The organism is Cellulomonas wangsupingiae (assembly GCF_024508275.1).
Classification (GTDB): domain Bacteria; phylum Actinomycetota; class Actinomycetes; order Actinomycetales; family Cellulomonadaceae; genus Cellulomonas; species Cellulomonas wangsupingiae.
On sequence record NZ_CP101989.1, the window covers coordinates 2,208,792 to 2,234,009 of the forward strand.

General features: G+C 72.5%; 21 protein-coding genes and 1 tRNA gene. 8 read left to right on the forward strand and 14 right to left on the reverse strand.

Annotation, left to right across the window (positions count from 1 at the left end; translation table 11 throughout):
- Nucleotides 1-75: 75 nt before the first annotated feature.
- From NP075_RS10265 to NP075_RS10280, 4 genes are read right to left on the reverse strand one after another with little or no spacing between them, the layout of a single operon-like run.
- The gene (locus tag NP075_RS10265; RefSeq protein WP_227563092.1) at nt 76-1,824 is read right to left on the reverse strand and encodes a dipeptide ABC transporter ATP-binding protein; all 1,749 of its coding nucleotides are present in this window, start codon (nt 1,822-1,824) and stop codon (nt 76-78) included.
- Nucleotides 1,821-2,762, reverse strand: coding sequence for an ABC transporter permease (locus NP075_RS10270; protein WP_227563093.1), 942 nt, complete (start codon nt 2,760-2,762; stop codon nt 1,821-1,823). Before NP075_RS10270 ends, NP075_RS10265 begins: the two co-directional genes overlap by 4 nt.
- On the reverse strand, nt 2,759-3,763 hold the full coding sequence (locus NP075_RS10275) for an ABC transporter permease (protein ID WP_227563094.1): 1,005 nt from the start codon (nt 3,761-3,763) through the stop codon (nt 2,759-2,761). Before NP075_RS10275 ends, NP075_RS10270 begins: the two co-directional genes overlap by 4 nt.
- Nucleotides 3,764-3,781: 18 nt before the next feature.
- Nucleotides 3,782-5,455: an ABC transporter substrate-binding protein gene (locus NP075_RS10280; protein ID WP_227563095.1), complete on the reverse strand. Its 1,674-nt coding sequence runs from the start codon at nt 5,453-5,455 to the stop codon at nt 3,782-3,784.
- A 126-nt stretch (nt 5,456-5,581) separates the two neighbouring features.
- Between NP075_RS10280 and NP075_RS10285 the strand changes: the two genes are divergently transcribed.
- The gene (locus tag NP075_RS10285; protein ID WP_227563096.1) at nt 5,582-6,409 is read left to right on the forward strand and encodes a class I SAM-dependent methyltransferase; all 828 of its coding nucleotides are present in this window, start codon (nt 5,582-5,584) and stop codon (nt 6,407-6,409) included.
- A 4-nt stretch (nt 6,410-6,413) separates the two neighbouring features.
- On the opposite strand, the gene NP075_RS10290 is transcribed toward NP075_RS10285, so the two are convergent.
- The 3 genes from NP075_RS10290 to polA all read right to left on the reverse strand — a co-directional run bounded on the left by NP075_RS10290 (nt 6,414) and on the right by polA (nt 11,346).
- Nucleotides 6,414-8,075, reverse strand: a complete 1,662-nt coding sequence (locus NP075_RS10290; protein ID WP_227563097.1) for a solute symporter family protein — start codon at nt 8,073-8,075, stop codon at nt 6,414-6,416.
- Nucleotides 8,072-8,443, reverse strand: coding sequence for a DUF485 domain-containing protein (locus NP075_RS10295; RefSeq protein ID WP_227563229.1), 372 nt, complete (start codon nt 8,441-8,443; stop codon nt 8,072-8,074). The genes NP075_RS10290 and NP075_RS10295 overlap by 4 nt, the downstream gene beginning before the upstream one ends.
- A gap of 167 nt (nt 8,444-8,610) precedes the next feature.
- The gene (gene polA, locus NP075_RS10300; RefSeq protein ID WP_227563098.1) at nt 8,611-11,346 is read right to left on the reverse strand and encodes a DNA polymerase I; all 2,736 of its coding nucleotides are present in this window, start codon (nt 11,344-11,346) and stop codon (nt 8,611-8,613) included.
- Between polA and NP075_RS10305 the strand changes: the two genes are divergently transcribed.
- The gene (locus NP075_RS10305; RefSeq protein ID WP_227563099.1) at nt 11,345-11,749 is read left to right on the forward strand and encodes a PaaI family thioesterase; all 405 of its coding nucleotides are present in this window, start codon (nt 11,345-11,347) and stop codon (nt 11,747-11,749) included. The genes polA and NP075_RS10305 overlap by 2 nt on opposite strands.
- Here NP075_RS10305 and NP075_RS10310 read toward each other — a convergent pair.
- On the reverse strand, nt 11,665-12,339 hold the full coding sequence (locus tag NP075_RS10310) for a GNAT family N-acetyltransferase (protein ID WP_227563100.1): 675 nt from the start codon (nt 12,337-12,339) through the stop codon (nt 11,665-11,667). The genes NP075_RS10305 and NP075_RS10310 overlap by 85 nt on opposite strands.
- Before the next feature lie 385 nt (nt 12,340-12,724).
- On the opposite strand from NP075_RS10310, the gene NP075_RS10315 reads away from it, so the two are divergent.
- The 4 genes from NP075_RS10315 to NP075_RS10330 are packed head-to-tail and all read left to right on the forward strand — an operon-like array spanning nt 12,725 to nt 16,840.
- Complete coding sequence (locus tag NP075_RS10315; protein ID WP_227563101.1) at nt 12,725-14,110, forward strand: branched-chain amino acid ABC transporter permease; 1,386 nt, start codon at nt 12,725-12,727, stop codon at nt 14,108-14,110.
- Between the two features lie 12 nt (nt 14,111-14,122).
- A complete protein-coding gene (locus NP075_RS10320) occupies nt 14,123-15,106 on the forward strand; it encodes a branched-chain amino acid ABC transporter permease (RefSeq protein ID WP_227563102.1) in 984 nt (327 codons plus the stop codon).
- Entirely contained in the window at nt 15,096-16,028 is a 933-nt protein-coding gene (locus NP075_RS10325) for an ABC transporter ATP-binding protein (protein WP_227563103.1), read from the forward strand. The genes NP075_RS10320 and NP075_RS10325 overlap by 11 nt, the downstream gene beginning before the upstream one ends.
- Complete coding sequence (locus NP075_RS10330; protein ID WP_227563104.1) at nt 16,025-16,840, forward strand: ABC transporter ATP-binding protein; 816 nt, start codon at nt 16,025-16,027, stop codon at nt 16,838-16,840. Before NP075_RS10325 ends, NP075_RS10330 begins: the two co-directional genes overlap by 4 nt.
- 155 nt (nt 16,841-16,995) lie before the next feature.
- Here the strand turns inward: NP075_RS10330 and NP075_RS10335 are convergent, their stop codons facing one another.
- On the reverse strand, nt 16,996-18,279 hold the full coding sequence (locus tag NP075_RS10335) for an ABC transporter substrate-binding protein (protein WP_227563105.1): 1,284 nt from the start codon (nt 18,277-18,279) through the stop codon (nt 16,996-16,998).
- Nucleotides 18,280-18,485: 206 nt separating this feature from the next.
- Nucleotides 18,486-19,169 (reverse strand): ANTAR domain-containing response regulator, encoded by a 684-nt coding sequence (locus NP075_RS10340; RefSeq protein ID WP_372456674.1) that lies wholly within the window; start codon nt 19,167-19,169, stop codon nt 18,486-18,488.
- Between the two features lie 170 nt (nt 19,170-19,339).
- Here NP075_RS10340 and NP075_RS10345 point away from each other — a divergent pair.
- A tRNA-Leu gene (locus NP075_RS10345) sits at nt 19,340-19,420 on the forward strand.
- A gap of 70 nt (nt 19,421-19,490) precedes the next feature.
- Here NP075_RS10345 and NP075_RS10350 read toward each other — a convergent pair.
- Together NP075_RS10350 and NP075_RS10355 are read right to left on the reverse strand one after the other, a co-directional pair.
- Nucleotides 19,491-20,870 carry a hypothetical protein gene (locus NP075_RS10350; protein WP_227563106.1) on the reverse strand — a complete coding sequence of 460 codons (1,380 nt, stop codon included), beginning with the start codon at nt 20,868-20,870 and terminating at the stop codon, nt 19,491-19,493.
- Nucleotides 20,871-20,958: 88 nt separating this feature from the next.
- Entirely contained in the window at nt 20,959-21,510 is a 552-nt protein-coding gene (locus tag NP075_RS10355; RefSeq protein ID WP_227563107.1) for a cysteine hydrolase family protein, read from the reverse strand.
- Nucleotides 21,511-21,681: 171 nt separating this feature from the next.
- Between NP075_RS10355 and NP075_RS10360 the strand changes: the two genes are divergently transcribed.
- A complete protein-coding gene (locus NP075_RS10360) occupies nt 21,682-22,527 on the forward strand; it encodes a hypothetical protein (protein ID WP_227563108.1) in 846 nt (281 codons plus the stop codon).
- A gap of 23 nt (nt 22,528-22,550) precedes the next feature.
- Here the strand turns inward: NP075_RS10360 and NP075_RS10365 are convergent, their stop codons facing one another.
- A complete protein-coding gene (locus NP075_RS10365; RefSeq protein WP_227563109.1) occupies nt 22,551-23,561 on the reverse strand; it encodes an RDD family protein in 1,011 nt (336 codons plus the stop codon).
- Between the two features lie 118 nt (nt 23,562-23,679).
- Nucleotides 23,680-25,116 (reverse strand): pyruvate kinase, encoded by a 1,437-nt coding sequence (pyk, locus tag NP075_RS10370; RefSeq protein ID WP_227563110.1) that lies wholly within the window; start codon nt 25,114-25,116, stop codon nt 23,680-23,682.
- Nucleotides 25,117-25,218: the final 102 nt, after the last annotated feature.

Consider the following 25,218-nt stretch of genomic DNA (forward strand, 5'->3'; position numbering starts at 1 on the left):
CTAGCCATGCCCTGCCCGACACCGGTACGCCTTCGGTCCCGGGCATGGGCGCCGGGCTGCGGGTACGGCCCGGCGTCAGCGCTCGCCCACGAGCTCCAGGTCGCGCCCGGGGATGGCGTCCAGGAGCACACGCGTGTACTCGGTGCGGGGTGCGTCGAACACCTCGTCGACCGTGCCGCGCTCCACGATCCGGCCGGCCTGCATGACGCACACCTCGTCGGCGATCTGCCGCACCACCGCGAGGTCGTGGCTGATGAACAGGTAGGTCAGGCCGAGCCGCTCCTGCAGGTCGGCGAGGAGCCGCAGGATCTGGGACTGCACGATGACGTCCAGCGCCGAGACCGCCTCGTCGCAGACGACGAGCTCCGGCTCGAGCGCCAGGGCCCGGGCGATCGCCACCCGCTGCCGCTGACCGCCCGACAGCTCCGACGGGTAACGCCGCAGCAGCCCGGCGGGCAGCGCGACCTGCTCCATGAGCTCACGGACCCGGGCGTTGCGCTGCGCGCGGTCGCCGAGGCCGTGGGCGCGCAGCGGCTCCTCGATGGTCCGGTACACGGTGAACAGCGGGTCGAGCGAGGCGTACGGGTCCTGGAAGATCGGCTGGACGCGCCGCCGGAACGCCACCTCCCCGGCACGGTCCGACTGCACGACGTCGGCGCCGTCGAACCGGATCGTCCCCGACGTGGGCGGCAGCAGGCCCAGCATCATGCGGGCGACGGTCGACTTGCCCGACCCCGACTCCCCCACGACCGCCAGGGTGCGCCCGCGCGGCACGTCGAAGCTCACGTCGTCGACCGCGGTGAAGTCCGTCGAGCGCCCCAGCAGGCCGCGCCCGCGCAGGCGGAAGACCTTCGACACGTGGTCGACCTCGACCAGCGGAGCCGCCGCGCGGTCGTCGTCCCGTGGCGCGTGGCCGGACGGCGCGAGCAGGTCCTCGCCCACCGGCGCGGCGTCGACGTCGGCGCCGTGCCGGGCCAGCTCGATGCGGCGCGACGCGAGCGACGGCGCGGCCGCCAGCAGCCGGCGCGTGTACTCGTGCTGCGGGTCCGTGAGGATCGTGCGGGCGTCGCCCTGCTCGACCACCTCGCCCCGGTACATGACCACGACCCGGTCGGCGCGCTCGGCGGCGAGGCCGAGGTCGTGCGTGATCAGCAGCACGGCCACGCCGAGGCTGTCGGTCAGGTCCGTGAGCCCGTCGAGGATCGTGCGCTGCACGGTCACGTCCAGCGCGGACGTCGGCTCGTCGGCGATGAGCAGCCGGGGACGCGCCGCGAGCCCCATCGCGATGAGCGCGCGCTGGCGCATCCCGCCGGAGAACTCGTGCGGGTACTGCTGGGCGCGCCGCTGCGCGTCGGGCAGGCCGGCCTCCGCGAGGAGCTCCACGGTGCGCTCCCGCACCCCGCGTCCGCGCACCACCCCGTTGTCCGCGAGCGTCTCGTCGACCTGCGCCCCCACCCGGCGCACGGGGTTGAGGTTCGACATCGGGTCCTGCGGGACCATGCCGATGCGGGACCCGCGCAGGCGGTGCATCGCGTCCGGCCCGAGAGCGACGAGGTCCTCGCCCTCGAAGAGGATCTGCCCGCCGGTCACGGACCCGTTCGTCGCGAGCAGGCCGATCACGGCGGCCGCGGTCGTCGACTTGCCCGAGCCCGACTCACCGACGACCGCCACGGTCTGACCGGCGTGCACGTCGAACGACGCACCGCGCACGGCGGTCGCGCTACCGGTCTCGGTGCGGAACGTGACCTCGAGGTCACGGATGCTCAGCAGCGGCTCGCCCGTGGCCTCGCCGGTGGGTGTCCGCAGTGCGTCCGACACGCTCATCGCCTCCTCGATCGCGGGTCGAGCGCCTCGCGCAGCGCCTCCCCGAACAGGGTGAAGCCGAGAGCCGTCACCGAGATGCAGATGCCCGGCCACAGCGCGAGACGCGGCGCGATCTCCAGCTCGTTCTGCGCTGCGACGAGCATGCGGCCCCACTCGGCCGTGGTGGGCGACCCGCCGCCGAGCCCGAGGAACGACAGGGCCGCCGCCTCGATCACGGCGGTCGCGAGCAGCAGCGTGGCCTGCACGATGACGGGCGACACGCTGTTGGGCAGGACGTGGCTCATGGTCACCGTCCGCCGCGACAGACCCAGCGAGCGCGCGGCGAGGACGTAGTCCTGCCCCTTCTGCGCGAGCATCGAGCCGCGCAGCAGACGGGCGAACACCGGGACCTGCACGACGCCGATGGCGATGACCACCGAGGAGGGCGTCTGGCCCGCCACCGCGGCGATCGACACCGCGAGCAGCAGGCTGGGCACGGCCAGCATGAGGTCGACCAGTCGCATCGCGGCCGAGTCGACCCAGCCGCCGAACGCACCGGCGACCAGCCCGACGGCCATGCCGCCGGCCAGGCCGAGCAGCGTCGACAGCACGCCGATCAGCAGGGACGCACGCGCGCCCCAGATGAGCTGGGAGAGCACGTCGGCGCCGTAGCGGTCCACGCCCAGCGGGTGGTCGGGCGAGGGGCCGGGGATGGACGTGGGCCGGACGTCGGCGCGGCCGGGGAGCTCACCCGGGTCGTACGCCGCCAGCACCGGGGCGAACAGCGCCACGAGGACGAACGCCACGACGATCACGATCCCGAGGATCGCGGCGGGGTTGCGCGCGAGGCGGCGCGCCGCCACGCGCCACAACGCCTCGCCCGCGCGCCGGTCCTCGGCGAGCGCCTCGCCGGGGTCGAGCGGGGCCTGCGGGACCTCGTACACCTCGGGTGCGCTCATCGCGTCCTCATCCTCGGGTCGATCAGGCCGTACGACACGTCCACCGCCAGGTTCACCAGGGCGTACACCACCGCGATGAGCAGGATGAACCCCTGCAGGACGGCGTAGTCGAGGTTGAACACGGCGTCGGCGAGGAACTTGCCGACGCCCGGGAACGCGAACACCGTCTCGGTGAGCACCGCCCCCGAGAGCAGCAGGCCCACCTGCAGGCCGATGGTCGTGGAGACGGGCAGCATCGCGTTGTGCAGGAGCACGCGGCTGCGCACGTGCGGGGCGGACAGCCCCTTGGCGCGGGCGGTGCGCACGTAGTCGGCGTGCTGCACGTCGATGACGGACGCACGCGTGATGCGGGCGATGATCGCCAGCGGGATCGTGCCGAGCGCCAGTGCGGGCAGGACCAGGTGCACCAGGGCGTCCCAGCTGGCGTCCCACTCGCGGGTCAGCAGGCCGTCGAGCACGTAGAACCCCGTGGGGTGGGTGGCGATCATCGCCGGGTCCTGGCGTCCCGACGACGGGAACCAGCCCAGCTGGACCGCGAACAGCCACTTCAGCAGGAACGCCAGGAAGAAGACCGGGATCGTCACGCCGAGCAGCGACGTGACGACCGCGGCGTGGTCGACGAGCCGACCCTGCCGGCGCGCGGCCAGGTACCCCAGCGGGACGCCGACGCACACCGCGATCAGCAGCGCGACGAGCGAGAGCTCGACCGTCGCGGGGAACCGCGCCCAGAACTCGTCGCCGACCGGGCGCCCGGTGCGCGTGGAGACGCCGAAGTTGCCCTGGAGGAGCTGGCCGAGCCACGTGACGTACTGCTGGGGCAGCGGCCGGTCGAAGCCGTAGAGCGCGTTGATCCGCTCCACGGCCTCCGGGGTGGCGCGCTCCCCCAGGAGAGCCGTCGCCGGCCCTCCCGGGAGAGCGCGCACCCACAAGAACAGCAGGACCGACAACCCGAGCAGGGTGGGGACGAGCAGCGCGAGGCGCCGCAGGATCAGTCGGGTCATCGGTGGGTGCAGAGCTCCTCAGTCGCCCAGGGTGATCACGTTGTAGACCTCGTCCTGCACCGGCGAGGCCGGGTAGCCGTGGACGTCGGCCTTGAACGCGAGCGACGGCACCGGGTGCGCGAGCGGGATCCCGGGCAGGAACTCGAGGATCGCCGCGTTCGCCACCTCGTACGCCTCACGCTGGGCGTCGACGTCGGCGACGTACCGCGCCTCGTTGATCGCCGTGAACAGCTCGGCGTTGTCGAAGCCCCACTCGTTCGACGGGCCCCCGAAGAACACGCCGATGAAGTTGTAGGTGTCGTTGTAGTCGCCCGTCCACCCCAGCAGGTGCAGGCCGTGCTCCTGGCCGCCCTGGATCTTGTCGAGGTACTCGGGGTTCCACGGGTCCGGCACCGGGTTGACCGTGATGCCCACGGCCTCGAGGTCCGCCTCGATGGCCGTGAACACCTGCTCGGGCGTCGGCATGTACGGCCGCGACACGTTCGTCGGGTAGTTGAAGTCGATCGTCAGACCGGACTTCCCCGCCTCGGCCAGCAGCGCCTTCGCCTTGGCAGGGTCGTACTCGTAGGTCGCGACGTCCTCGTTCCAGCCGACGACCGCCGGCGGGACGAAGTTGGTCGCGACCTCGGTGCCCTCGGGCAGCGTCTGCGCGACCAGCGCGTCCTTGTCGATCGCGTGCGCGATGGCCTGGCGGACCTTGAGGTCGGCCAGGTCGGGGTTCGCCTGGTTCATGCCGAGGTACAGCACGTTGAACGGGTCGCGGTTGACGATCTGGAACCCGGCCTCCTCGAGGGCGACGACGTCCGCGGGGCCCACCAGGTCGTAGCCGTCGATGTCGCCGGCCTGCAGCGCCTGCCGCCGGGCGGTCGCGTCCGAGATGATCGGGAAGACGATCCGCTTGACCTGGCCCTGGTCACCCCAGTACCCGTCGTAGGCCGTGAGCACGACCTCCTCCCCCGGGCTCCAGGACTCGAACTGGTACGGGCCCGTCCCGGTGGGGTGCCCCGTCGCGTACTCGGGCAGCACGGGCGCCTCGCCGTCGCCGGTGACGGCGTCGGCGTCGTACTCCTGCAGCGCCGTCGGCGACTGCATCGAGAACGACGGGAGCGACAGCGCCGACACGAGCTCGGGGAGCGGGCTGCGCAGGTGGATGACGGCGGTCGACGCGTCCGGGGCCTCGCACGACTCGTACTTGCCGGTCCCGTTCAGGCTCGCGACGTCGCTCGTGGCGAACCCACCGTTGACCTTCTGCCAGTAGTAGGACAGCGACTCGGACTGCAGGACGCCGGTGAAGTTGTTCCAGCGCTCGAAGTTGAAGCACACGGCCTCGCCGTCGAACTCGGTGCCGTCCTGGAACGTCACGTCCTCCTTGAGGTGGAACGTGTACTCCAGCCCGTCGTCGCTGACGTCCCACGACTCGGCGAGGAGCGGTGCCGGGTCCGCGGTGCCGGGCTCGACCCCGACGAGCCCTTCGAAGATCTGCCGGGCCACGCGGAACGACTCGCCGTCGCTCGCGAACGCCGGGTCCATCGACGCGGGGTCGCCCGACGCCGCGAAGATGAACGTGTCGCGTCCACCTCCGGTCGCGCCGTCCGATCCGGACCCCTCGGGGTCGCGCTCGCTCGCTGCGCAGCCGGTCAGGGCGAGCCCTGCCACCACCACGCCTGCGACGATCTGCCATCTGGTCCTCACAGCTGCCACCTCTCGTCAGGGCCCGGGCGCACACCGGGCGGCCGCGGGACCCGGCAGACCTTAGGTGTGCCGTGTCACACGGATGTTACGCAGTGGTACGGATTCGGCATCGGACAGACTGGCAGCATGCAGGACGAACCGCTGGACGACGCGCTGGCCGATGCCGGGTACCACCACGTCCCCGACGATCAGGGCGGGAGAGCGGCCCGACGGTGGTGGGACGCCAACGCGCACGAGTACCTGGACGAGCACGGCGACTTCCTCGGCCCCGCCGACCTGCTGTGGTGCCCCGAGGGCCTGCGGGAGTCGCAGGCGCACCTGCTCGGGGACGTGCGCGGTGCGCGCGTGCTCGAGGTCGGCGCCGGCGCCGCCCAGGGCACCCGGTGGCTGCGGACCGCGGCCGGTGCGCACGGCATCGCGACGGACGTCTCCGCCGGCATGCTCGCCGCAGCCGCCCGGCTGGACGCCGCGACCGGCACCCGCACGCCGCTCGTGCAGGCGGACGCGCGCGCGCTGCCCTTCGCCGACGGTGCGTTCGACGTCGTCTTCACGGCGTTCGGGGCCCTCCCGTTCGTGCCGGACGCGCACCGCGTGCACGCCGAGGTCGCCCGCGTGCTGCGTCCCGGCGGGCGGTGGGTGTTCTCCGTGACCCACCCGTTGCGGTGGGCCTTCCCGGACGACCCGGGAACGGGCGGACTCACCGCGACGCGCTCCTACTTCGACCGCCGCCCCTACGTCGAGACGGCCGCCGACGGCCGTGTGCTCTACGCCGAGTACCACCGCACGCTCGCCGACCACGTGGCCGACGTGGTCGGGGCAGGGCTCGTGCTCGACGGTCTGGTGGAGCCCGAGTGGCCGGCCGGGCACGAGCGCGTGTGGGGGGGCTGGGGGCCGGTGCGCGGCGCCCGGTTGCCCGGGACGCTGGTGGTGCGCGCACACCGACCCCCTGCCTAGCCGCTCAGTGGGACGTGGCCTTCTCGGCCCCGGCGCCGGTGAGCGAGCGGACCTCCATCTCGGCGAACTTCTCCGGGTGCGGCTGCTCCTTCGACAGCAGCGTCCCGACGATCCCGAGGAGGAACGCGAGCGGGATCGAGATGATGCCCGGGTTCTCGAGGGGGAAGATCGCGAAGTCCACCGACGTGTCACGGATCATCGACAGGCTGTCCCCCGTCACCGGGTCCACCTTGCCGGACACCACGGGCGAGAAGGCGATGAGCAGCACGCACGACACGAGGCCGCCGTACATGCTCCACAGCGCACCCGCCGTGTTGAACCGCTTCCAGAACAGCGAGTAGATGATCGTGGGCAGGTTGGCCGACGCGGCGACGGCGAACGCCAGCGCGACGAGGAAGGCCACGTTCTGCCCGTTGGCGAAGATGCCGCCGAGGATGGCCAGCCCGCCGATGGCGACGACCGTGATCCGCGCGACGCGCACCTCCCCGTCGGGCGCGACCTCGCCGCGCTTGATGACCGACGCGTAGATGTCGTGGGCGAAGGACGCGGCCGCCGTGATGGTCAGACCGGCCACGACCGCGAGGATCGTCGCGAACGCGACGGCCGAGATGATGCCCAGGAGCAGCACCCCGCCCAGCTCGTACGCGAGCAGCGGGGCGGCGGAGTTCGCCTTGCCCGGCGCGGTCATGATCCGCTCCGGCCCGACGAGCGCCCCGGCACCGTAGCCGAGCACGAGCGTGAACAGGTAGAAGATCCCGATCAGCCAGATCGCCCACACGACGGACCGGCGCGCCTCCTTGGCCGAGGGCACCGTGTAGAAGCGCATGAGCACGTGCGGCAGCCCTGCGGTCCCGAGCACCAGCGCCAGCGCCAGCGACAGGAAGTTCAGCTGCGTCAGCGCGGACGCCCCGTACTGGCGTCCGGGCTCGATGAGCGTCTCGCCGCCCTCACCGGCGGTGTCGACGGCTCCCTGCAGCAGCTCCGAGAGGTTGAACCCGTACTTCGACAGCACCCAGAACGTCATCACGCCGGCACCCGCGATGAGCAGGACCGCCTTGATGATCTGGACCCACGTGGTGCCCTTCATGCCGCCGACCAGGACGTACAGGATCATCAGCGCGCCGACCACCGCGATGACGAGGCCCTGCGCCGCGGCGCTGTCGATGCCCAGGAGCAGCGCCACCAGGCCGCCGGCGCCGGCCATCTGCGCCAGCAGGTAGAAGAACACGACGGCGAGGGTGGAGATGGCGGCCGCCATGCGCACCGGACGCTGCCGGAGACGGAACGACAGCACGTCGGCCATCGTGAAGCGGCCGGTGTTGCGCAGCAGCTCCGCGACCAGCAGGAGCGCGACGAGCCATGCGACGAGGAACCCGATGGAGTACAGGAACCCGTCGTACCCGTAGATCGCGATCGCACCGCAGATGCCCAGGAACGACGCCGCGGACAGGTAGTCGCCCGCGATGGCGGTGCCGTTCTGCGGGCCGGTGAACGACCGCCCGGCCGCGTAGTAGTCGGCGGCGCTCTTGTTGTTGCGCGACGCACGGAACACGATGATCAACGTCACCAGGACGAACGCGCCGAAGATCGCGATGTTGACGACGGGCTCGCCGATCTGCTCCGCGGGGGCGGCGACGGCGTGCACGAGGGCGTCGTGGCGGGTCATGCGTGGCTCCCCTCACCGGGGCGGACACCGGCGTCGCCGGCCGTCAGCGAGCCCGACTCGATCTGGTCCCGGAGCTCCTCGGCCACGGCGTCCTGCTTCTGGTTCGCCCACCGTGCGTAGGTCATCGTGATGACGAACGTCGAGACGAACTGCCCCAGCCCGAACAGCAGGCCGACCGTGATGTTGCCGGCGACCTTCTGGCTCATGAAGTCGTGCGCGTAGTTCGCGAGCAGGACGTACAGGAAGTACCACGCGAGGAAGAGCGCAGTCATGGGGAACACGAAGTTGCGGAACCTGCGCCGCAGGTCCTGGAACTCCGGGGAGCGTTGGACGCGCTGGTAGTCGGTCTCTGGATGGCTCTCGGACACATGCACCTCCGCTGGTCCGGGCGGCCCCGTCGCCGCCGGGGGACCACTGTGGCGCACATCACCCCGACATTTCCACACCTCGGCCCGGCGAGTATCGGACCGAGGTGTCCGGCGCCCCGACGCACGTCACACGATCTGGTGACAGCGCGCCGCGGCGCGGCGTCCTCTCAGTGCCCGGCCGCGTGCCAGCTGGCACCGACGCCGACGGAGACGTCCAACGGCACGTCGAGCGCACCGCCGGGCGCGCCGTCGCCGGCGCGCGCCATCTGGTCGCGCACCAGGTGCTCGACCTCCTCGCGCTCCCCGTCGGCGACCTCGAGCACGAGCTCGTCGTGGACCTGCAGCAGCATGCGGGACCGCAGGCCGCGGCGCGTGAGCTCACGGTCCACCCCGAGCATCGCCACCTTGATGAGGTCCGCCGCACTGCCCTGGATCGGGGCGTTCAGCGCCATGCGCTCCGCCGTCTCGCGCCGCTGCCGGTTGTCGCTGGTGAGGTCCGGCAGGTAGCGCCGTCGCCCCAGGATCGTGGCGGTGTACCCGGTCGCCCGCGCCTCGTCCACGACACCGGTCAGGTAGTCGCGCACCCCCCCGAAACGTTCGAAGTAGTCGGCCATGAGCGTCGATGCCTCGGACACCTCGATCGCGAGCTGCTGGGACAGCCCGTACGACGAGAGACCGTAGGCCAGGCCGTAGCTCATCGCCTTGATCTTCGACCGCATCGCCGACGTCACCTCGTCGGTGGGCACGCCGAACACGCGGGACCCCACATAGCTGTGCAGGTCCTCACCGGACCGGAACGCCTCGATGAGCCCCTCGTCGCCGGACAGGTGCGCCATGATGCGCATCTCGATCTGCGAGTAGTCGGCGGTCAGGAGCGTGTCGTAGCCCGGGCCGACGACGAACGTGCGGCGGATCTGGCGCCCCGCCTCGGTCCGGATCGGGATGTTCTGCAGGTTCGGGTCCGCGGACGACAGCCGTCCGGTCGCGGCGATCGTCTGCTGGAACGTCGTGTGGATCCGTCCGTCGTCCGCGATCGAGCGCAGCAGACCCTCGACCGTCTGGCGCAGGCGGATCGCATCGCGGTGCGCCAGCAGGTGCTCGAGGAACGGGTGGCCGGTGCGGGCGAACAGGTCGGTCAGGGCCGCCGCGTCCGTCGTGTACCCGGTCTTGATGCGCTTGGTCTTCGGCATGCCGAGCTGGTCGAACAGGACCTCCTGCAGCTGCTTCGGAGAGCCGAGGTTCACCTCCCGGCCGATGACCGCGTAGGCGTCGGCCGCCGCGCCCTGCACCTGGTCGTCGAAGTCGCGCTCGAGCGAGGCGAGGTCGTCGCGGTCGATCGCGATGCCGGTGCGCTCCATCCGGGCCAGCACGTCCTGCAGCGGCAGCTCGAGGTCCGTCAGGAGCGTCGCGGCGCCCCGGTCGGCGACCTCGCTGCCGAGCACGTCGACGAGGTCCCGCACCGCGGCGGCCCGCACCGCCGCGCGGCGGCCCTCGTCCGCGCCGTCGACCTCGAGGTCGAGGGCTCCCTGCCCGTCCGTCGACGCGTCGGTGCTGCCGAGCTCGCGGTGCAGGTAGCCGATCGCGAGGTCCGGCAGGTCGTACGCGCGGCGGTCGGGCTGGCAGAGGTACGCCGCCAGCTCGGTGTCGAAGCGGACCCCGCGCAGCGCCACGCCGCGGCCCTCGAGGGCGTGCCACGCCTCCTTGGCGGCGTGCACCGACTTGGCACGCGCGTCGTCGGCGAGCCACGCGGCGAGCGCGGCGTCGTCGGCCGGCTCGATCGCGGTGAGGTCGTACGCCACGGCCTGACCCGCGGCGTCCGCGATCGCGACGCCCCAGGCGTCGCCGCGCGCCGGAGCGCCCGTGCCGCGCACGTCCAGGCCCAGCAGCTCCCCCGCCCGGGCGTCGAGCCAGGCCGCGAGGCCCCCGACCCCGGTCTCGACCAGGTCGAGGGCCGCGGCCGTCGCCACCCGCTCGTCGCGGCTCTCGTCGGGCAGCATGGCGAACAGCCGGTCGCGCAGCGTGCGGAACTCCAGGCCGTCGAGCATCTCGTGCAGCGCCGCCCGGTCCCACGGGCGGACCGCGAGGTCCTCCGGGCCCACCGGCAGCTCGAGGTCGTCCAGGAGCCGGTTCAGCTCCCGGTTGAGCGCGACCTGCGCGAGGTTGGCGCGCAGCGACTCCCCCGCCTTGCCCGTGATCCGCTCGGCGTTCTCCAGGACCCCGGCCAGGCCGTCGTACTGCCCGATCCACTTGGCCGCGGTCTTCGGTCCCACGCCGGGCACACCCGGCAGGTTGTCGCTCGTCTCGCCGACGAGCGCCGCCAGGTCGGGGTACCGCTGCGGCGGCAGGCCGTACTTCGCCTCGACGGCGTCGGGCGTCATGCGGGACATCTCCGAGACCCCACGCACGGGGTACAGCACGGTGACCGTCGGCCCCACCAGCTGGAAGGTGTCCCGGTCCCCGGAGCAGATGAGGACCTCCATGCCCTGGTCACGGGCCTGGGCCGTGAGGGTGGCGAGGATGTCGTCGGCCTCGAAGCCCGGCTTGTCGAGCACCTGGACGTGCATCGTGGCGAGCAGGTCCTTGATGATGTCGACCTGGCCACGGAACGGCTCGGGCGTGGCCGCGCGGTTGCCCTTGTACGACTCGAGGCGCTCGGTGCGGAACGTGGTGCGGCCGGCGTCGAAGGCGACCGCCACGTGGGTCGGCTCCTCGTCGCGCAGCAGGTTGGCGAGCATCGACGTGAACCCGAAGACCGCGTTCGTCGGCTGCCCCGTCGACGTCGCGAAGTTCTCCACCGGCAGGGCGTAGAACGCGCGGTAGGCCATCGAGTGGCCGTCGATGAGGAGCAGTCGGGGGGGCGTCGCTGGCTGGTCGGCACTCACGGGTGCCAACCTATCTGCCATGTCCGACAACCCCTTCGCCGTCCCGCCGACCGACGGCACCCTGCTGCGCCGCATGGGCATCGAGATCAGGCACGTGGACGCCGACGGCGCCACGGGCACCATGCCGGTGGAGGGCAACACCCAGCCGTACGGCCTGCTGCACGGTGGCGCCTCCGCCGTGCTCGCCGAGACGCTGGGCTCGCTCGCGGCGATGGCGCACGCCGGGAGCGGTCGCGCGGCGGTGGGCATCGAGCTCAACGCCACGCACCACCGGTCGGCACGCGCGGGCACCGTCGCGGGGACGGCGCGCGCCCTGCACCGCGGTCGGTCGCTCGCGACCTACGAGGTGGTGGTCGAGGACGAGGACGGCCGGCGGCTGTGCACCGCACGACTCACCTGCATGCTCATCGACGCCCCGGCGTGACGCACGACCGCCTCGTCGTCACCCGCGGCGGCACGGGCACGCGCCCGTCGCCGCCGGGCGATGAGGTCCTCGAGCCCTCGCGGGTTCGTGCGACGGCCCGGCGCCGGCGCGTCCCCGGCGAGACGCCGGTGCAGCGCCGTCGTGCTGACGACGCGGTGCGCCGCCGCGGGGGCGAACCCCAGCCTGGCCAGGAACCGCTGCATGCCCCGGGATCCCGGCAGCGGCGCCGCGTAGACGTCGGTCGCGCCCGCCGCCTCGGCCACCTCGGCGGCGGCGTGCAGCATCGCGTGCCCGAGGCCGCGTCGGCGCGACCCGGGGCGGACGAAGACGGCGTCGAGGCTCAGGACGACCTCGTCCGACAGCAGCCCGGGACCCATCAGCCGGCACAGCGCGAGGCCCGCCGGCTCACCGTCGCAGGTCGCGACCAGGACGACACCGTCGTCCATCGACCCGAGGACGGACAGCTGGGCGCGCAGGCGCTCCCTGTCGTCCGAGCAGAGCTGGCGGCCGACGCCGGACTCGGCGCGCGCCTCCAGGCACAGGTCGACGAGATCCTCGAGGTCCGACGACGTCGCGTGTCGGACGTGCACACCTGGCCGCACTGTGGGCCTCCCGGGACGAGTCGAAACCTACCGGCGCTCGACTCCCCCGGACCGCGCGCCCTGCCTCCGATCATGGACCAGGCTCCCGGCTCCTGCCTAGTCCGCGCACCGCCACGTCCCGGTGAACCCCGGAGCAACCGTGCGTTACGGGCATGATGGGCCACCGGATCCGCTACCGATCGGTAGCAGACCCTCGCGCAGACGTAATGAACAGGACACAATCCCTCCCTATCGTCTGCTGACCGTGGGCGAGAGCCCCATCACATCCGACGTGCGGCGCCGCGGCGTCCGTGCCCAGCCTGGACGGAGGTCTGACGTGCGAGCAGTCGCGTGCCGGGACCGTTCCGTCGCCGTGCGACGCGGAGGTGCCGGGATGCTGCTGGCTCTCCTGGCCACCCTGTCGACGCTCGTCGTCGCAGGCCCGGCGCACGCGGCGACCACCCCCTGCAGCCCGGACGACGTCACGGCGTGCCTCAACGTGACGGTGAGCGTGCCGGGCACCGGCCCGGCGCCCGGTGTCGCGCTCACGGTCGAGGGCGAGGGTGACCCCGTGACGGCGACCACGGACGACGCCGGAAAGGTGTCGGTGCCGCTCACGACGGCGGGTGACTACACGGTCACCGTGGACGAGAGCACGCTGCCCGCCGGCACGGTGCTCAAGGACCCCGCGGCGAACCCCGTGACCGTCGGCGTCGTGCTCGGCCGCTCGGTCGGGCGCATCGTCCAGGCCGTGCCGCCCGCCGAGGCCGGCGCGCCGGCCGACACGCCCAGCGACGGTGGTGCCACGTCGACGGCACCCGACGACGACGCCACCTCCGGGGCCGACACCGAGGCCGGGGCCGAGGCGGAGGAGAGCGCCGAGGCGTCCGCCCGGCCGGGTACCAACCGCTACGCCCAGCTCGTCCTGGCCGGCACGGTGTTCGGGCTGCTGCTCGCCCTCGCCGCACTCGGCGCCAACCTCATCTACGGCACGACCGGGCTGTCGAACTTCGCGCACGGCGAGCTGGTGACCCTCGGCGGCATGACGGCGTTCCTCGCCGTGCAGCAGTGGCACCTGCCGCTGTGGCTGGCCATCGTCGTGGCGACCGCCGTGGGCGCGGCCGTCGGCTGGGTCCTCGACCGTTTCCTGTTCGGCCCGCTGCGTCGCCGCGGCGTCGGCAACACGCAGCAGATGATCGTGACCATCGGGCTCTCGCTGGCGATGCTGTCGACGTTCCTGTTCTTCTTCAGCGCCCAGCCCAAGCCGATCGTGTCCGGCATCTCCCAGCGCATGCAGATCGGTCCCGTGCAGATCTCGGGACAGTCGCTGATCTCGGTCGGCATCGCGGTCGTCGTCCTGGGCGCCGTGGCGTTCGTCCTGTCCCGTACGCGCACAGGTCGCGCGACGCGGGCCGTGTCCGACAACCCCGCGCTCGCGGCCGCCACCGGCATCAACGTCGAGTCCGTGATCAACCGCGTCTGGGTGGTGTCCGCCGCGCTGGCGGCCCTCGGCGGGGTGCTGCTGTCGCTCTACCTCAACACGGCGCGGTTCAACTTCGGCTCGACCCTCCTGCTGCTGATGTTCGCGGCCATCACCCTGGGCGGTCTGGGCTCACCGCTCGGCGCGGTGCTGGGCGCGCTCGTCATCGGACTGGTGGTCGAGCTGTCGACGATCTTCCTGCCGAACGACATGCGCTACGCGAGCGCGCTCGTCATCCTCATCCTCGTCCTGCTGGTGCGGCCGCAGGGCATCCTCGGGCGCGCCGAGCGCATCGGCTAGCGGGAGATCGCCATGGACTTCGCACAGCTCGGCACCAACGTCCTCACCGAGATGCTCGGCCCCACCGCGATCGCGTACGCGCTCGCGGCGATCGGCCTGAACATCCACTTCGGGCTGACCGGCCTGATCAACATGGGTCAGGCCGGCTTCATGCTGCTGGGCGCCTACGGCTTCGCCATCGCGACGATCCAGGGTGCCCCCGTGTGGCTCGCCTTCCTCGTCGCCGTGGCCGCAGCCGTCGTCTTCGCGCTGCTCCTGGGCCTGCCCACCCTCAAGCTGCGGGGCGACTACCTCGCGATCGTCACCATCGCGGCTGCCGAGATCGTGCGCATGATCGGCCGGTCGACCGCGCTCACGGACGTGACGGGCGGCGCCGAGGGCCTGACGGGCAGCTCGTTCAAGTCCACCTTCCAGGACGCCTCGCCGTTCCCCGACGACCGGTGGACGCTCGGCCCGATCACCCTGGCCACCAACGCCTCGAACTCGTGGTGGCTGCGGATCGTCGGCTGGACCCTCGTGCTCCTTGCGTGCCTGCTGGTCTGGCGGCTCATGCGCAGCCCGTGGGGCCGCGTGCTCAAGGGCATCCGGGAGGACGAGGACGCGGTGCGCGCCCTCGGCAAGAACGTCTACGGCTACAAGCTGCAGGCCCTCGTCCTCGGTGGCGTGTTCGGCGCCCTCGGCGGCGTGATCTTCGTGCTCGCGAGCTCGGTGCAGGCCGACTCCCTCGGGCGACCCGTGACGTTCAACACCTGGACCATCCTGCTGCTGGGCGGCGCCGCGACGGTCCTGGGACCGGTCCTCGGGTCACTGATCTTCTGGGCGGCCCTCGTGCTCGTCCGCGGTGTCCTGCGCGGCGTGGTCGGGGACGCCCTGTCCGTGCCGCAGATCGAGCAGATCGGGTGGGTGCTGGTCGGCGTCACCCTGATGGCGCTCATCGTCTTCCGCCCCCAGGGCGTCCTGGGTGACAAGAAGGAGCTGGCGATCAATGCCCGTTGAGGACGCCGTCGAGCAGGCCAGGGCCGACCTGGCGCAGGTCCCCCGCGTCCCCGGTGCGCCGAAGCCGGACGCACTGCTGGTCGCGGACCACGTGCGCCGCAGCTTCGGCGGCGTCAACGCGGTCGACGTGGAGCACCTGGAGGTGCAGCGGAACGTCATCACGGCGCTCATCGGCCCCAACGGCGCCGGCAAGACGACGTTGTTCAACCTCATGACCGGGTTCGACAAGCCGGACACCGGGCACTGGACCTTCGACGGGACGTCGCTGGCCGGCGTCGCGGCGTCGCGGGTCGCCAAGACCGGCATGGTGCGGACCTTCCAGCTCACCAAGGCGCTCGCCCGCATGACGGTGCTCGACAACATGCGCCTGGGCGCGCGCGACCAGCCCGGGGAACGCCTGTTCGCGGCACTCGTCAAGCCGCTGTGGGCACCGCGCGAGCGCGAGATCACGGACAAGGCGCTGACCCTGCTCGAGCGGTTCAAGCTCGACACCAAGAAGGACGACTTCGCGGGCTCCTTGTCCGGCGGGCAGCGCAAGCTGCTGGAGATGGCCCGCGCCCTGATGTCCGACCCGCGTCTGGTGATGCTCGACGAGCCCATGGCCGGGGTCAACCCGGCGCTGACGCAGTCGCTCCTCGGCCACATCACCGAGCTGCGCGACACGGGGACCACCGTGCTGTTCGTCGAGCACGACATGCACATGGTCCGGCACATCTCCGACTGGGTCGTGGTGATGGCGCAGGGCGAGGTCGTCGCGGAGGGCCCGCCGTCGGAGGTGATGGCCGACCAGGCCGTCATCGACGCGTACCTCGGCGCCCACCACGACATGGACCTGGGCGACGACGCCCTGCTCGACGAGGGCAGCGTGATCGACGCGGAGGCAGAGGCCGAGATCGCGACGTCCGAGGAGAAGGCACCGTGACCGAGACCGACGCCCCCGCGCTGCACCGCGGCGCCCCGCAGGGTGAGCCGCTCCTCCACGCCGACCGGCTGGTCGCCGGGTACGTACCGGGCGTGAACATCCTCAACGAGTGCTCGCTCGTGCTGCACCCCGGCGAGCTCGTCGGCATCATCGGGCCCAACGGTGCCGGCAAGTCGACCCTGCTCAAGGCGCTGTTCGGCCTCGTCGGGATCCGCGGCGGCAACCTCACGCTGCACGGCGACGACATCACGAACCTGCGCGCCGACGCGCTGGTGGGACGCGGGCTGGGGTTCGTCCCGCAGACGAACAACGTCTTCCCGAGCCTGACCATCGAGGAGAACCTGCAGATGGGCGTCTACCAGACGCCGAAGAGGTTCTCCGAGCGGCTCGAGGTCGTCCTCGCGCTGTTCCCCGAGCTGGTCGGGCGTCGCAAGCAGCGCGCCGGCGCGCTGTCGGGCGGGGAGCGGCAGATGGTCGCCATGGCGCGCGCGCTCATGCCCGAGCCGTCGGTGCTGCTGCTCGACGAGCCGTCGGCCGGGCTGTCCCCCGTCCGCCAGGACGAGGCGTTCCTGCGCACCCGCCGGATCAACAAGGCCGGCGTCTCGGTCGTCATCGTGGAGCAGAACGCCCGGCGTGCGCTGCAGATCTGCGACCGGGCCTACGTCCTCGACCAGGGGCGGAACGCGTACTCCGGACCGGGTCGCGAGCTGATGAACGACCCGAAGGTCGTCGAGCTGTACCTCGGCACGCTCGCGACCGACGTCGACGCCGCGCGCGCCGCCGAGCAGGACCGCGCGGAACCGACGGCCTGACCCGCGCACGGCCCGCGATCGCCCCGGTCAGGGGTGTGCTCGCGGGTCCCGACGGCGTGCGCAGGTCGAGACCTCAGGGCGTGCGGCAGTCCCACGACGCACGACGACCCCCGGAGCCGGGCTCCGGGGGTCGTCGGCCGATACGGGTCCGCGCGTCAGTCCTCGGGGACCTCGCCCTCCTCCGAGCGGTTGAACGTGTACATGTTGTCCGCGCCGAACTGGTAGATCCCGATGAACGCCGACGACGGGTCGTTGGCGTCGTTGAACGGGCCGACACCCGAGACGGCCTGGTAGGCGATGTCCTCGCCGTCCTCGAGGAGCTGCGAGCACTCCTCCCAGCCGGTGCAGTCGGTCCCGCCGTCGGCGCCGGAGACGGCGGCCATGTTGGCCTGGATCGTCTCACCGCTCGAGTCCCCGCCCTTCAGCGCGGCGAGCGCGACGAGCATGGTCGCGTCGTACGCCTCGGGGCCGTACGAGAACCCGGTCAGGCCGGGGTCCACCTCGAGCAGGCGCGCCTGGAACTCCTCGGACGGGAAGGCACCGGGCAGGGTGCCCTGGGCGTTCTCCAGCGTGCCCGCCGGGAAGCCCGTGGCACCGTCGGTGCCGAAGTTCTCCAGGTTGCCGTCCACGAAGTAGGTCTTGCTCATGTCCCAGCCCTGGGCGGCCAGCTCGCGGACGATCGGGGGCGTCTGGTCCGTGAACGTCAGGATGGCGATGGCGTCGGGCCCGGCCGCGATGGCGTCGGCGACGATGGTCGCGAAGTTCGTCTCGTCGGGGTCGAACTCCTGGCCGGACGTGCCGTACACGACCGTGCCGCCGGCCTCGGTCACCACGCCCTCGACGACGTCGCGCAGCGACGTGCCGTAGGAGTCGTTGAAGACGAGGATGCCGACGTTGCTCGCACCGTCACCGACCATGAGGTTGCCGAGCACGTCACCCTGGACGCTGTCGGGCGGTGCGGTGCGGAAGTAGAAGTCCGCGTAGCCGGACAGGTCCGTCGCCGTGTTGGCCGGCGAGACCTGGACGATGCCGGCGCCGGTGATGTCGTCGACGATGTTCAGGGTCACGGACGACGACGCCGCGCCGATGATCGCCGAGACTCCCGCGGAGATGAGCTCCTGTGCGGACGCAGTCGCGATGGACGCGTTCTTCGCGTCGGACGAGTCGGTGTGCTGGACCTCGACGTCGGCGCCGAAGAGGCCGCCAGCCTCGTTGATCTCCTGCACCGCCAGGTCGACCCCGGCGATCTCCGGCGGGCCGAGCTGCTCGAGCGAGCCGGTGACGGGGAGGACCGTGCCGATGAGCAGTGGTTCGCCGGTCCCTCCGTCCGCCGTCTCCTCGGCACCGGCGTCGTCGGAGCCGCCGCTGCAGGCGGTCAGCACCAGGGCGACCGCCCCCGCGACCGCCAGCGCACGTCCTGCACGTGTCGAACGATTCATGCGTGGTACCCCTCTGTGAGTACTGCACCTGCCGGGCCCGGGCGCGGACCACGACGATGTGGCCGCGAACGTACTCATGGTTTGTGTCCGACATGTGACTGGCAATGTCTCGAACCATGTCGTTGTGGACTTGTGACCAACGACGCACAAAAGGAGCCCGGCCGACGTCGGGCGTCGGCCGGGCTCCGGCAGTGCGGGGGGTGTCGTCAGGACGACGCGCCGCCGACCTGCTCGATGACCGCGTCGGCCACCTCGCGCATCGTCAGCCGGCGGTCCATCGACGTCTTCTGGATCCACCGGAACGACTCGGGCTCCGAGAGCCCCATCTTCGTCATCAGGAGCCCCTTGGCGCGGTCGACCCGCTTGCGGGTCTCGAAGCGCTCGGCGAGGTCCGCGACCTCCGACTCCAGCGCGGTGATCTGCGCGTAGCGGGAGATCGCGATCTCGACCGCCGGCAGCAGGTCGGCCGGGCTGAAGGGCTTGACGACGTAGGCCATCGCGCCCGCGTCGCGGGCGCGCTCCACGAGCTCGGTCTGCGAGAACGCCGTCAGGAGCACGACCGGCGCCAGGTGCGCCTTGCCGATGCGCTCGGCCGCGGAGATCCCGTCGAGCACGGGCATCTTGACGTCCATGACGACGACGTCGGGCTTCAGCTCGGTCGCGAGCTCGACCGCGCGCTCACCGTCGCCGGCCTCGCCGACGACCTCGAACCCGGCCTCGGTCAGCGTCTCCACCACGTCCATGCGGATGAGCGCCTCGTCCTCGGCGACGACGGCTCGGCGGGCCGGCTTGCCGGCCGACGGCACAGCGGCGCGCGGCGCGGGCTCGGCGGGCAGGTCCGCGGCCGGGGTCGCGTCCTGCGTGGGGTCGGTGCTGGCGTCCTTGGTCACGGGCACATCGTAGTGCTCCGGCAGACCGGCATGACTCGCCTCGCGCGTGGTCACCGTCACGGCAGGGCCGGTGCGCCCACGCGACGGACTGCCGCAGCGCGCTGCACGGCCCGCGGGAAGGTGCGCCTGACGACCGCACCCCTTCACTCGTTCCGGTAGCGTCTGGGGCGGCCCCCGTGGCGAAATGGCAGACGCGCTCGACTCAAAATCGAGTGCCGCAAGGCGTGAGGGTTCGAGTCCCTCCGGGGGCACGGTCGCGACGGTCGGAGGGTGGACCCCGACACCTGCGCGCGCATCGCGCACGGACAGGCTCCCCTCCCCCTACGGCGGCGTCCGCCCGGTGTCGACCCGCGCCCGCGACGCCGGCCGAGCCAGCAGCTCGACCAGTGCCACGAGCGCCGCCGCGACGAGGGCTGCGCCCACGACGAGGCCCGGCGTCGGCGACCGCGCGAGCAGGACCACGAGCCCTGCGGTGACGATGACCACCGCGCGCACGGGGCCCTTGTGCACCCCCAGCCACGTGCCCACCGGCCCGGTCGTGGCGCCCCGGCGCTCGGCCCAGGAGCGCGCCGCCGCGAAGCCGCGGGACAGCTCGGCGCGCAGGGTGCGCGCCGAGGCGCTCCCCCCGCTGAGGTACGCGGCCAGCGCGACGACCAGCCCGGTGACGGCCACGGTCCGCAGAGCGACCCGGAGGAAGAGCACGACCTGGTCGAACACCGCCTCGGCCGCGTCGAGCCGCTCGACCTTCCCCGCGAGCGCGCCGAGGTACAGCGTCCGTCCCACGGACAGGCCGAGCGCGAGGACGAGCATCGCCACCGCCAGCCCGCAGCCGGCGATCACCAGCGCCCGTGGGCGGTTGCGTGCCGTCAGGACGCCGGCGGCGACCAGGCCGAGGCTCAGCCACGGCAGCCAGGTGCCGAGCAGCCGCACGGCCTCGTAGGCGTCACGGACGCGGACGAGCTGCGTCGACTGCACCAGGGTGAAGGTCGCGTCGACCTCCGGGATGTTCGCGGCGATGCCGAACCCGTCGGCGACGAGCCTGTCCTTGAGGGCCTCGATCACCCCGGAGAGCTGGATCGTCAGCCGCCCGTCGTCGCCGAGCTGCACGGTCGCGTCCTCGCGCCCCTGCATGACGGCGACGAGCTGCTCGTGCGCGACACGGTTGGCCTCGACCCACGCCGTCTCGAACGCGTCGCTGGAGACGACCCGGTCGGCCGCACGGTGCACGAACGATTCGATGCCGTCGGTCAGCGGCTTCTCCAGCGCGACGAGCGCCGACGAGACCTCCGTGGGCAGCTGCTCCTGGTCGCTGACCGTGGTCACCGCCTCGTGGACGAGCGTCGCCACGTCCGCCCGCTCCATGACCACGTCGGTGAGCTGGGCGGCGACGGCCGACCGGATCGCGGGGTCCGCAGCGAGCGGACCGACCGTGGCGACGTACCGGTCGGTGTCGGTGAGCTCCTGCTGCGCCCACGACGCGACGACCGCGAGGGGCGCGAGCAGCAGTCCGACGGTCACCAGGACGGCGGCCACGAAGGCCCGCGCGCGGTGCCGGCGAGGCGACGACGGCCTCGTCACCGCCTCGTCCGACCGTGCGACGAGGCGGGCGCGCAGGTCCGCGTTCTCCTGCTCGAGACGTGCGAGACGTGCGGCGAGGTCGTCCAGGGCCTCGGGCCCGGCCGACGACTGGTCCTCCGACATGCCCGGGTCCTTCCGCAGGGGCGCGACACGCAGCGTCACATGCTCCGTCGCGGCGCGCCCCCGCCGCCTCACCCGTAGCGGGCGACCGTCAGACGAGTCGGACGTCGGCGGCCGCCGCCGTGTCCGCCGTACGCCCGGGGGCCTCCTGGAAGCCCCAGTACAGGTTGGTGTGCGCGATGACGTCGCCCGGGGGCGGCGCACCCCAGGGCGTCAGGTCCTCGGTCGTGTGCGCGTCCGCCACGAGCGTCACGTCGTACCCGCGCGTGAACGCCCCGTGCACCGTCGAGCGCACGCACGCGTCGGTCTGCGCGCCCGCCACGACGAGCCGGGCGACGTCGCGCGCGCCGAGCGCGTCCTCGAGGTCGGTGGCCTCGAACGCGTCGCCGTAGAGCTTGTGGACCACGTGCTCGCCGTCCGCCACCCGGAGCTCGGGGACGATCTGCCACGACGGCGAGCCGAGCGGGAGCTCGTCGCTGCTGTGCTGCACCCACACCACGTCGACCCCCTCCGACCGTGCGCGGTCGACCAGCGCGACGATGCGCTGCACCACGTCGTCGCGCTCGTGGGCGCCGGTGAGGACGCCGTCCTGCACGTCGATGACGAGCAGAGCTGAACGGTGGCGGTTCTCGAGCGTCGTCATCACGGTCTCCTCGGTCGGACGGTCAGCCGTACCTCCGCGACGCTACGCGCGGCCTCCGACAACGCCGCCGGGCCGTCCCGCGACCGGCCGCCGGCAGGAGACCGGGGCAGCGGCACGGGTGCGCGAGCGTGCCGACGACACCGGTGGGAGGGTGTGCCCGGGAGGTGCACCGTGCCCGCAGAGCCGCTGTCCGTGGTGGAGCGACGCGCCGTCCGCTCGACCTACCGGAGCCTGCGGCTGGGCGTGGTGGTCCTGCTCGTGCTGCTCGTCACGGCCGTCGTCACGGAGGCGGCCCGCGCGGGGTGCTGGCTGGACTCGTTCAGCGCCTACTACTGGACGGGCGCGCACGACGCCTTCGTCGGCGCGGTGTGCGCGGTCGGCGTGCTGCTGGTGGTCAACCGGGGCACCGCGGACCTCGAGGACGCACTCCTCGACATCGCGGGGCTGCTCGCGTTCGTGGTCGCGCTCACACCCAGCGAGCCCGGCACCGGTTGCGCCGGCGGGACGGCAACCGAGGTGCCCGCCGCGCTCGCGGACGCCCGCACGGGCCTGACGGCGCTCGTCGTCGCGGGCCTGCTCGCGTGGGGGTTCCGGACCGTCCTGGAACGCCGGACCGCGTTCTCCCCCGCCGCGGCGGTCACCCGCGCGGGGGTCGCGGTGGTGCTGCTGGTCCTCGGCGTCCTGCTCGTCACGGCGCCCGACGTCCTCGTCGCGTCCGCGCACGACATCGCCGCGGTGCTGCTGTTCATCGCCGTCGTCGGGGTCGTGCTCCTCAACGCCTTCGCCGCCCGCGCGGTGAGCGGCCGGTGGGCCGCCGCCTACACCGCGCTGGGCGTCGCGATGCTGCTGACGCTCGCCGTCGTGGTGGCCCTGCACGCGACGGTGCCGGGCTGGGAGGAGGCGGTGCTGGTCCTCGAGGCCGCGCTGCTCGGGCTGTTCGCGGCGTTCTGGGTGCTGCAGACGATCGAGCTGTGGGGCGTCGACGTCGCCCGCCCCTCGCGTCGGCCCGCCGGCTGACGACCTTCCGACGGAACGGGACCTCAGGGCCCGGGGACGTGGAGGTCGGCGGGCGACAGGCGCACCGAGGCGGAGCACGTCGCGACCGTGTCGCCGTCGACCAGCACGGTGCTGTCGATCGTGACGTCGCCCGTGGAGGACGTGCTGCCGCGTGCCACCTCACCGAGGTGCTGGCCGGTGTCCCCGACCGAGTTCGGTGTCGTCCCGCGCCGCACGTCCGTCGCGCCGGACGCGTCCGTCGTGGTGACCGTCGTCCGGACGAGCACGTCGCCCACGTCCCAGCCGGCGCCGGCACCCGGCTCCCACGAGACCGTCCACGGTGCAGGCTCCAGCGGCACCTCCCGGCGGACCCCGAGCCGTGACTCCCAGGACCGGTACGCGTCGAGGCGGACCCGCGCCGTCGTCCCCGGCGGCCCGGACAGCACGACGCACGGCTGGTCGACGGCAGTCGCCGCGCCGCCGCTCGACATCGGGAAGCTCCCCACGACACCGAGCACGCACAGCGCCACGGCGACGGTCCGGGCCCCGCGGTGCACGGACACCGGGACCCGCCGCCAGGCCGGCGGCCAGGACGCCACCACGACGTCGGTGCGGACGATCGAGTCCGCGAACGTCCGGCGTTCGGGGTGCCACAGCGGGCGCAGGTACCCCAGCAGGAGGATCGCGTCCAGGAGGTGCAGCACCTGCCGCAGCAGCGTCCGCCAGAAGCCGACGGGCCGACCGGTGGCGGTGTCGACCACGACGACCCCGAGCGCGCGCTTGCCCGGCGAGGCCCCGGTCCAGCCCTGCAGGAGAAGCAGGGCGGCGACCGCGGCGACCACTGCCACCGTCGTGCCCCCCGCGGCGTCCGGCGGTGACGACGAGGACAGGCCGGGCCAGAGGTCGGGCGGCGTGGCACCCGGTGCCACCAGCCAGGTGAACGTGGCGAGCAGCGCCGCGTCGAGGACGACCGCCAGCACCCGCATCGACCATGGCGCTCGCGGCGTGGACGCGCGCTCGACCTCGGGGTCGGGCACCACGTCCGCGACGGTCACGGGGCCATCCTCGCAGGGCGCGGGCACGCCCGGGGGCGAATCGCCCATCTGGCCTTCGCTACGGACGACGACGGCCGCCGCCCCGGTGGGGGACGACGGCCGTCGAGGCGTCAGGACGTCAGGCGATGCGCGTGCGCGCCGCCTCCTCGTCACCGATCTTGTGCACGACGACCGTGTTCGTGGAGCCGACGACCCCGACGGGCGTGCCCGCGACGACCACGACGTAGTCCCCGACCTCGGCCAGCCCGTTGGCGCGCAGCGTGTGGTCCACCTGGCTGACCATCGAGTCGGTGCTCTCGACCGACGGCACCTGGTACGTCTGGACGCCCCACGACAGGGAGAGCCGGTTGCGCACGGACTCCTCGGGCGTGAAGGCGAGCAGCGGGATGGGCGACCGCAGACGCGACATGCGCCGCGCCGAGTCGCCGGACTGCGTGAACGTCACCAGGTACTTCACGCCGATGCGCTCGCCGATCTCGGCGGCCGCCCGGGTGATCGCACCACCGCGGGTCGAGGGGACCGACCCGAGGGGCGCGATGCGCTCCCGGCCCAGCTCCTCGGTGCTCTCGATGATCCGCGCCATCGTGCGCACGGCCTCGATCGGGAAGTCGCCCACGCTGGTCTCGCCGGACAGCATGACCGCGTCGGCACCGTCGAGCACCGCGTTGGCGCAGTCCGAGGCCTCCGCGCGCGTCGGGCGGGGGCTCGTGATCATCGACTCGAGCACCTGCGTGGCGACGATGACGGGCTTGGCGTTGCGGCGCGCGAGCTCGACCGCGCGCTTCTGGACGAGCGGCACCTGCTCGAGGGGCAGCTCGACGCCCAGGTCGCCGCGGGCGACCATGATGCCGTCGAACGCCTGGACGATCTCGGTGAGGTTCTCGACGGCCTGCGGCTTCTCGATCTTGGCGACGACCGGGACGATGCGGCCCTCCTCCTCCATGATCCGGCGCACGTCGTCGTAGTCGGCCGCGGTGCGGACGAACGACAGCGCGATGAGGTCGGCGCCGACGTTGAGGGCCCAGCGCAGGTCCTCCTCGTCCTTGTCGCTCATCGCGGGGACGGACACCGCGACGCCGGGCAGGTTGAGGCCCTTGTTGTTCGAGACGGGGCCGGGGACCTCGACGCGGGTGACCACGTCGCTGCCCTCGACGCTCGTGACGCGCACGAGCACCTTGCCGTCGTCGATGAGGATCGGGTCCCCGGGCTTGACGTCGCCGGGCAGGCCCTTGAACGTCGTCGAGACGCGCTCCTTGGTGCCCTCGACGTCGTCGGTGGTGATGGTGAAGACGTCGCCGACGGCGAGGTCGTGCTTGCCCTCGATGAACCGCCCGAGGCGGATCTTGGGGCCCTGGAGGTCGACGAGGACGGCCACCGAGCGGCCCGAGGCCTTCGCCGCGGCACGCACGTTGTCGTACACGCGCTTGTGCACCTCGGTGTCACCGTGGCTGCGGTTCAGGCGCGCGACGTCCATGCCGGCGTCGACGAGGGCCTGGACCTGCTCGGGCGACTCCGTCGCGGGGCCGATGGTGCAGACGATCTTGGCTCTACGCATAACTCGAGACTATGCCTTCCTGGATTTCGGCCGCAGGGCCGGACGTCCCGGGCAGCGCGGCCGGCCTGCGGCTACGCGTCCCGGGCGGGGGGAACGAGAGAC

Bases quoted from the DNA above. Each gene is read 5' to 3' on its own strand.
- NP075_RS10315 (WP_227563101.1), top strand. From the start codon at position 12,725: ATGCTGCTGGCTCTCCTGGCCACCCTGTCGACGCTCGTCGTCGCAGGC.
- NP075_RS10335 (WP_227563105.1), bottom strand. From the start codon at position 18,279: ATGAATCGTTCGACACGTGCAGGACGTGCGCTGGCGGTCGCGGGGGCG.
- NP075_RS10355 (WP_227563107.1), bottom strand. From the start codon at position 21,510: ATGACGACGCTCGAGAACCGCCACCGTTCAGCTCTGCTCGTCATCGAC.
- NP075_RS10285 (WP_227563096.1), top strand. From the start codon at position 5,582: ATGCAGGACGAACCGCTGGACGACGCGCTGGCCGATGCCGGGTACCAC.
- polA (WP_227563098.1), bottom strand. From the start codon at position 11,346: ATGGCAGATAGGTTGGCACCCGTGAGTGCCGACCAGCCAGCGACGCCC.
- pyk (WP_227563110.1), bottom strand. From the start codon at position 25,116: ATGCGTAGAGCCAAGATCGTCTGCACCATCGGCCCCGCGACGGAGTCG.
- NP075_RS10320 (WP_227563102.1), top strand. From the start codon at position 14,123: ATGGACTTCGCACAGCTCGGCACCAACGTCCTCACCGAGATGCTCGGC.
- NP075_RS10350 (WP_227563106.1), bottom strand. From the start codon at position 20,870: ATGTCGGAGGACCAGTCGTCGGCCGGGCCCGAGGCCCTGGACGACCTC.
- NP075_RS10275 (WP_227563094.1), bottom strand. From the start codon at position 3,763: ATGACCCGACTGATCCTGCGGCGCCTCGCGCTGCTCGTCCCCACCCTG.
- NP075_RS10325 (WP_227563103.1), top strand. From the start codon at position 15,096: ATGCCCGTTGAGGACGCCGTCGAGCAGGCCAGGGCCGACCTGGCGCAG.
- NP075_RS10305 (WP_227563099.1), top strand. From the start codon at position 11,345: ATGTCCGACAACCCCTTCGCCGTCCCGCCGACCGACGGCACCCTGCTG.
- NP075_RS10265 (WP_227563092.1), bottom strand. From the start codon at position 1,824: ATGAGCGTGTCGGACGCACTGCGGACACCCACCGGCGAGGCCACGGGC.
- NP075_RS10270 (WP_227563093.1), bottom strand. From the start codon at position 2,762: ATGAGCGCACCCGAGGTGTACGAGGTCCCGCAGGCCCCGCTCGACCCC.
- NP075_RS10290 (WP_227563097.1), bottom strand. From the start codon at position 8,075: ATGACCCGCCACGACGCCCTCGTGCACGCCGTCGCCGCCCCCGCGGAG.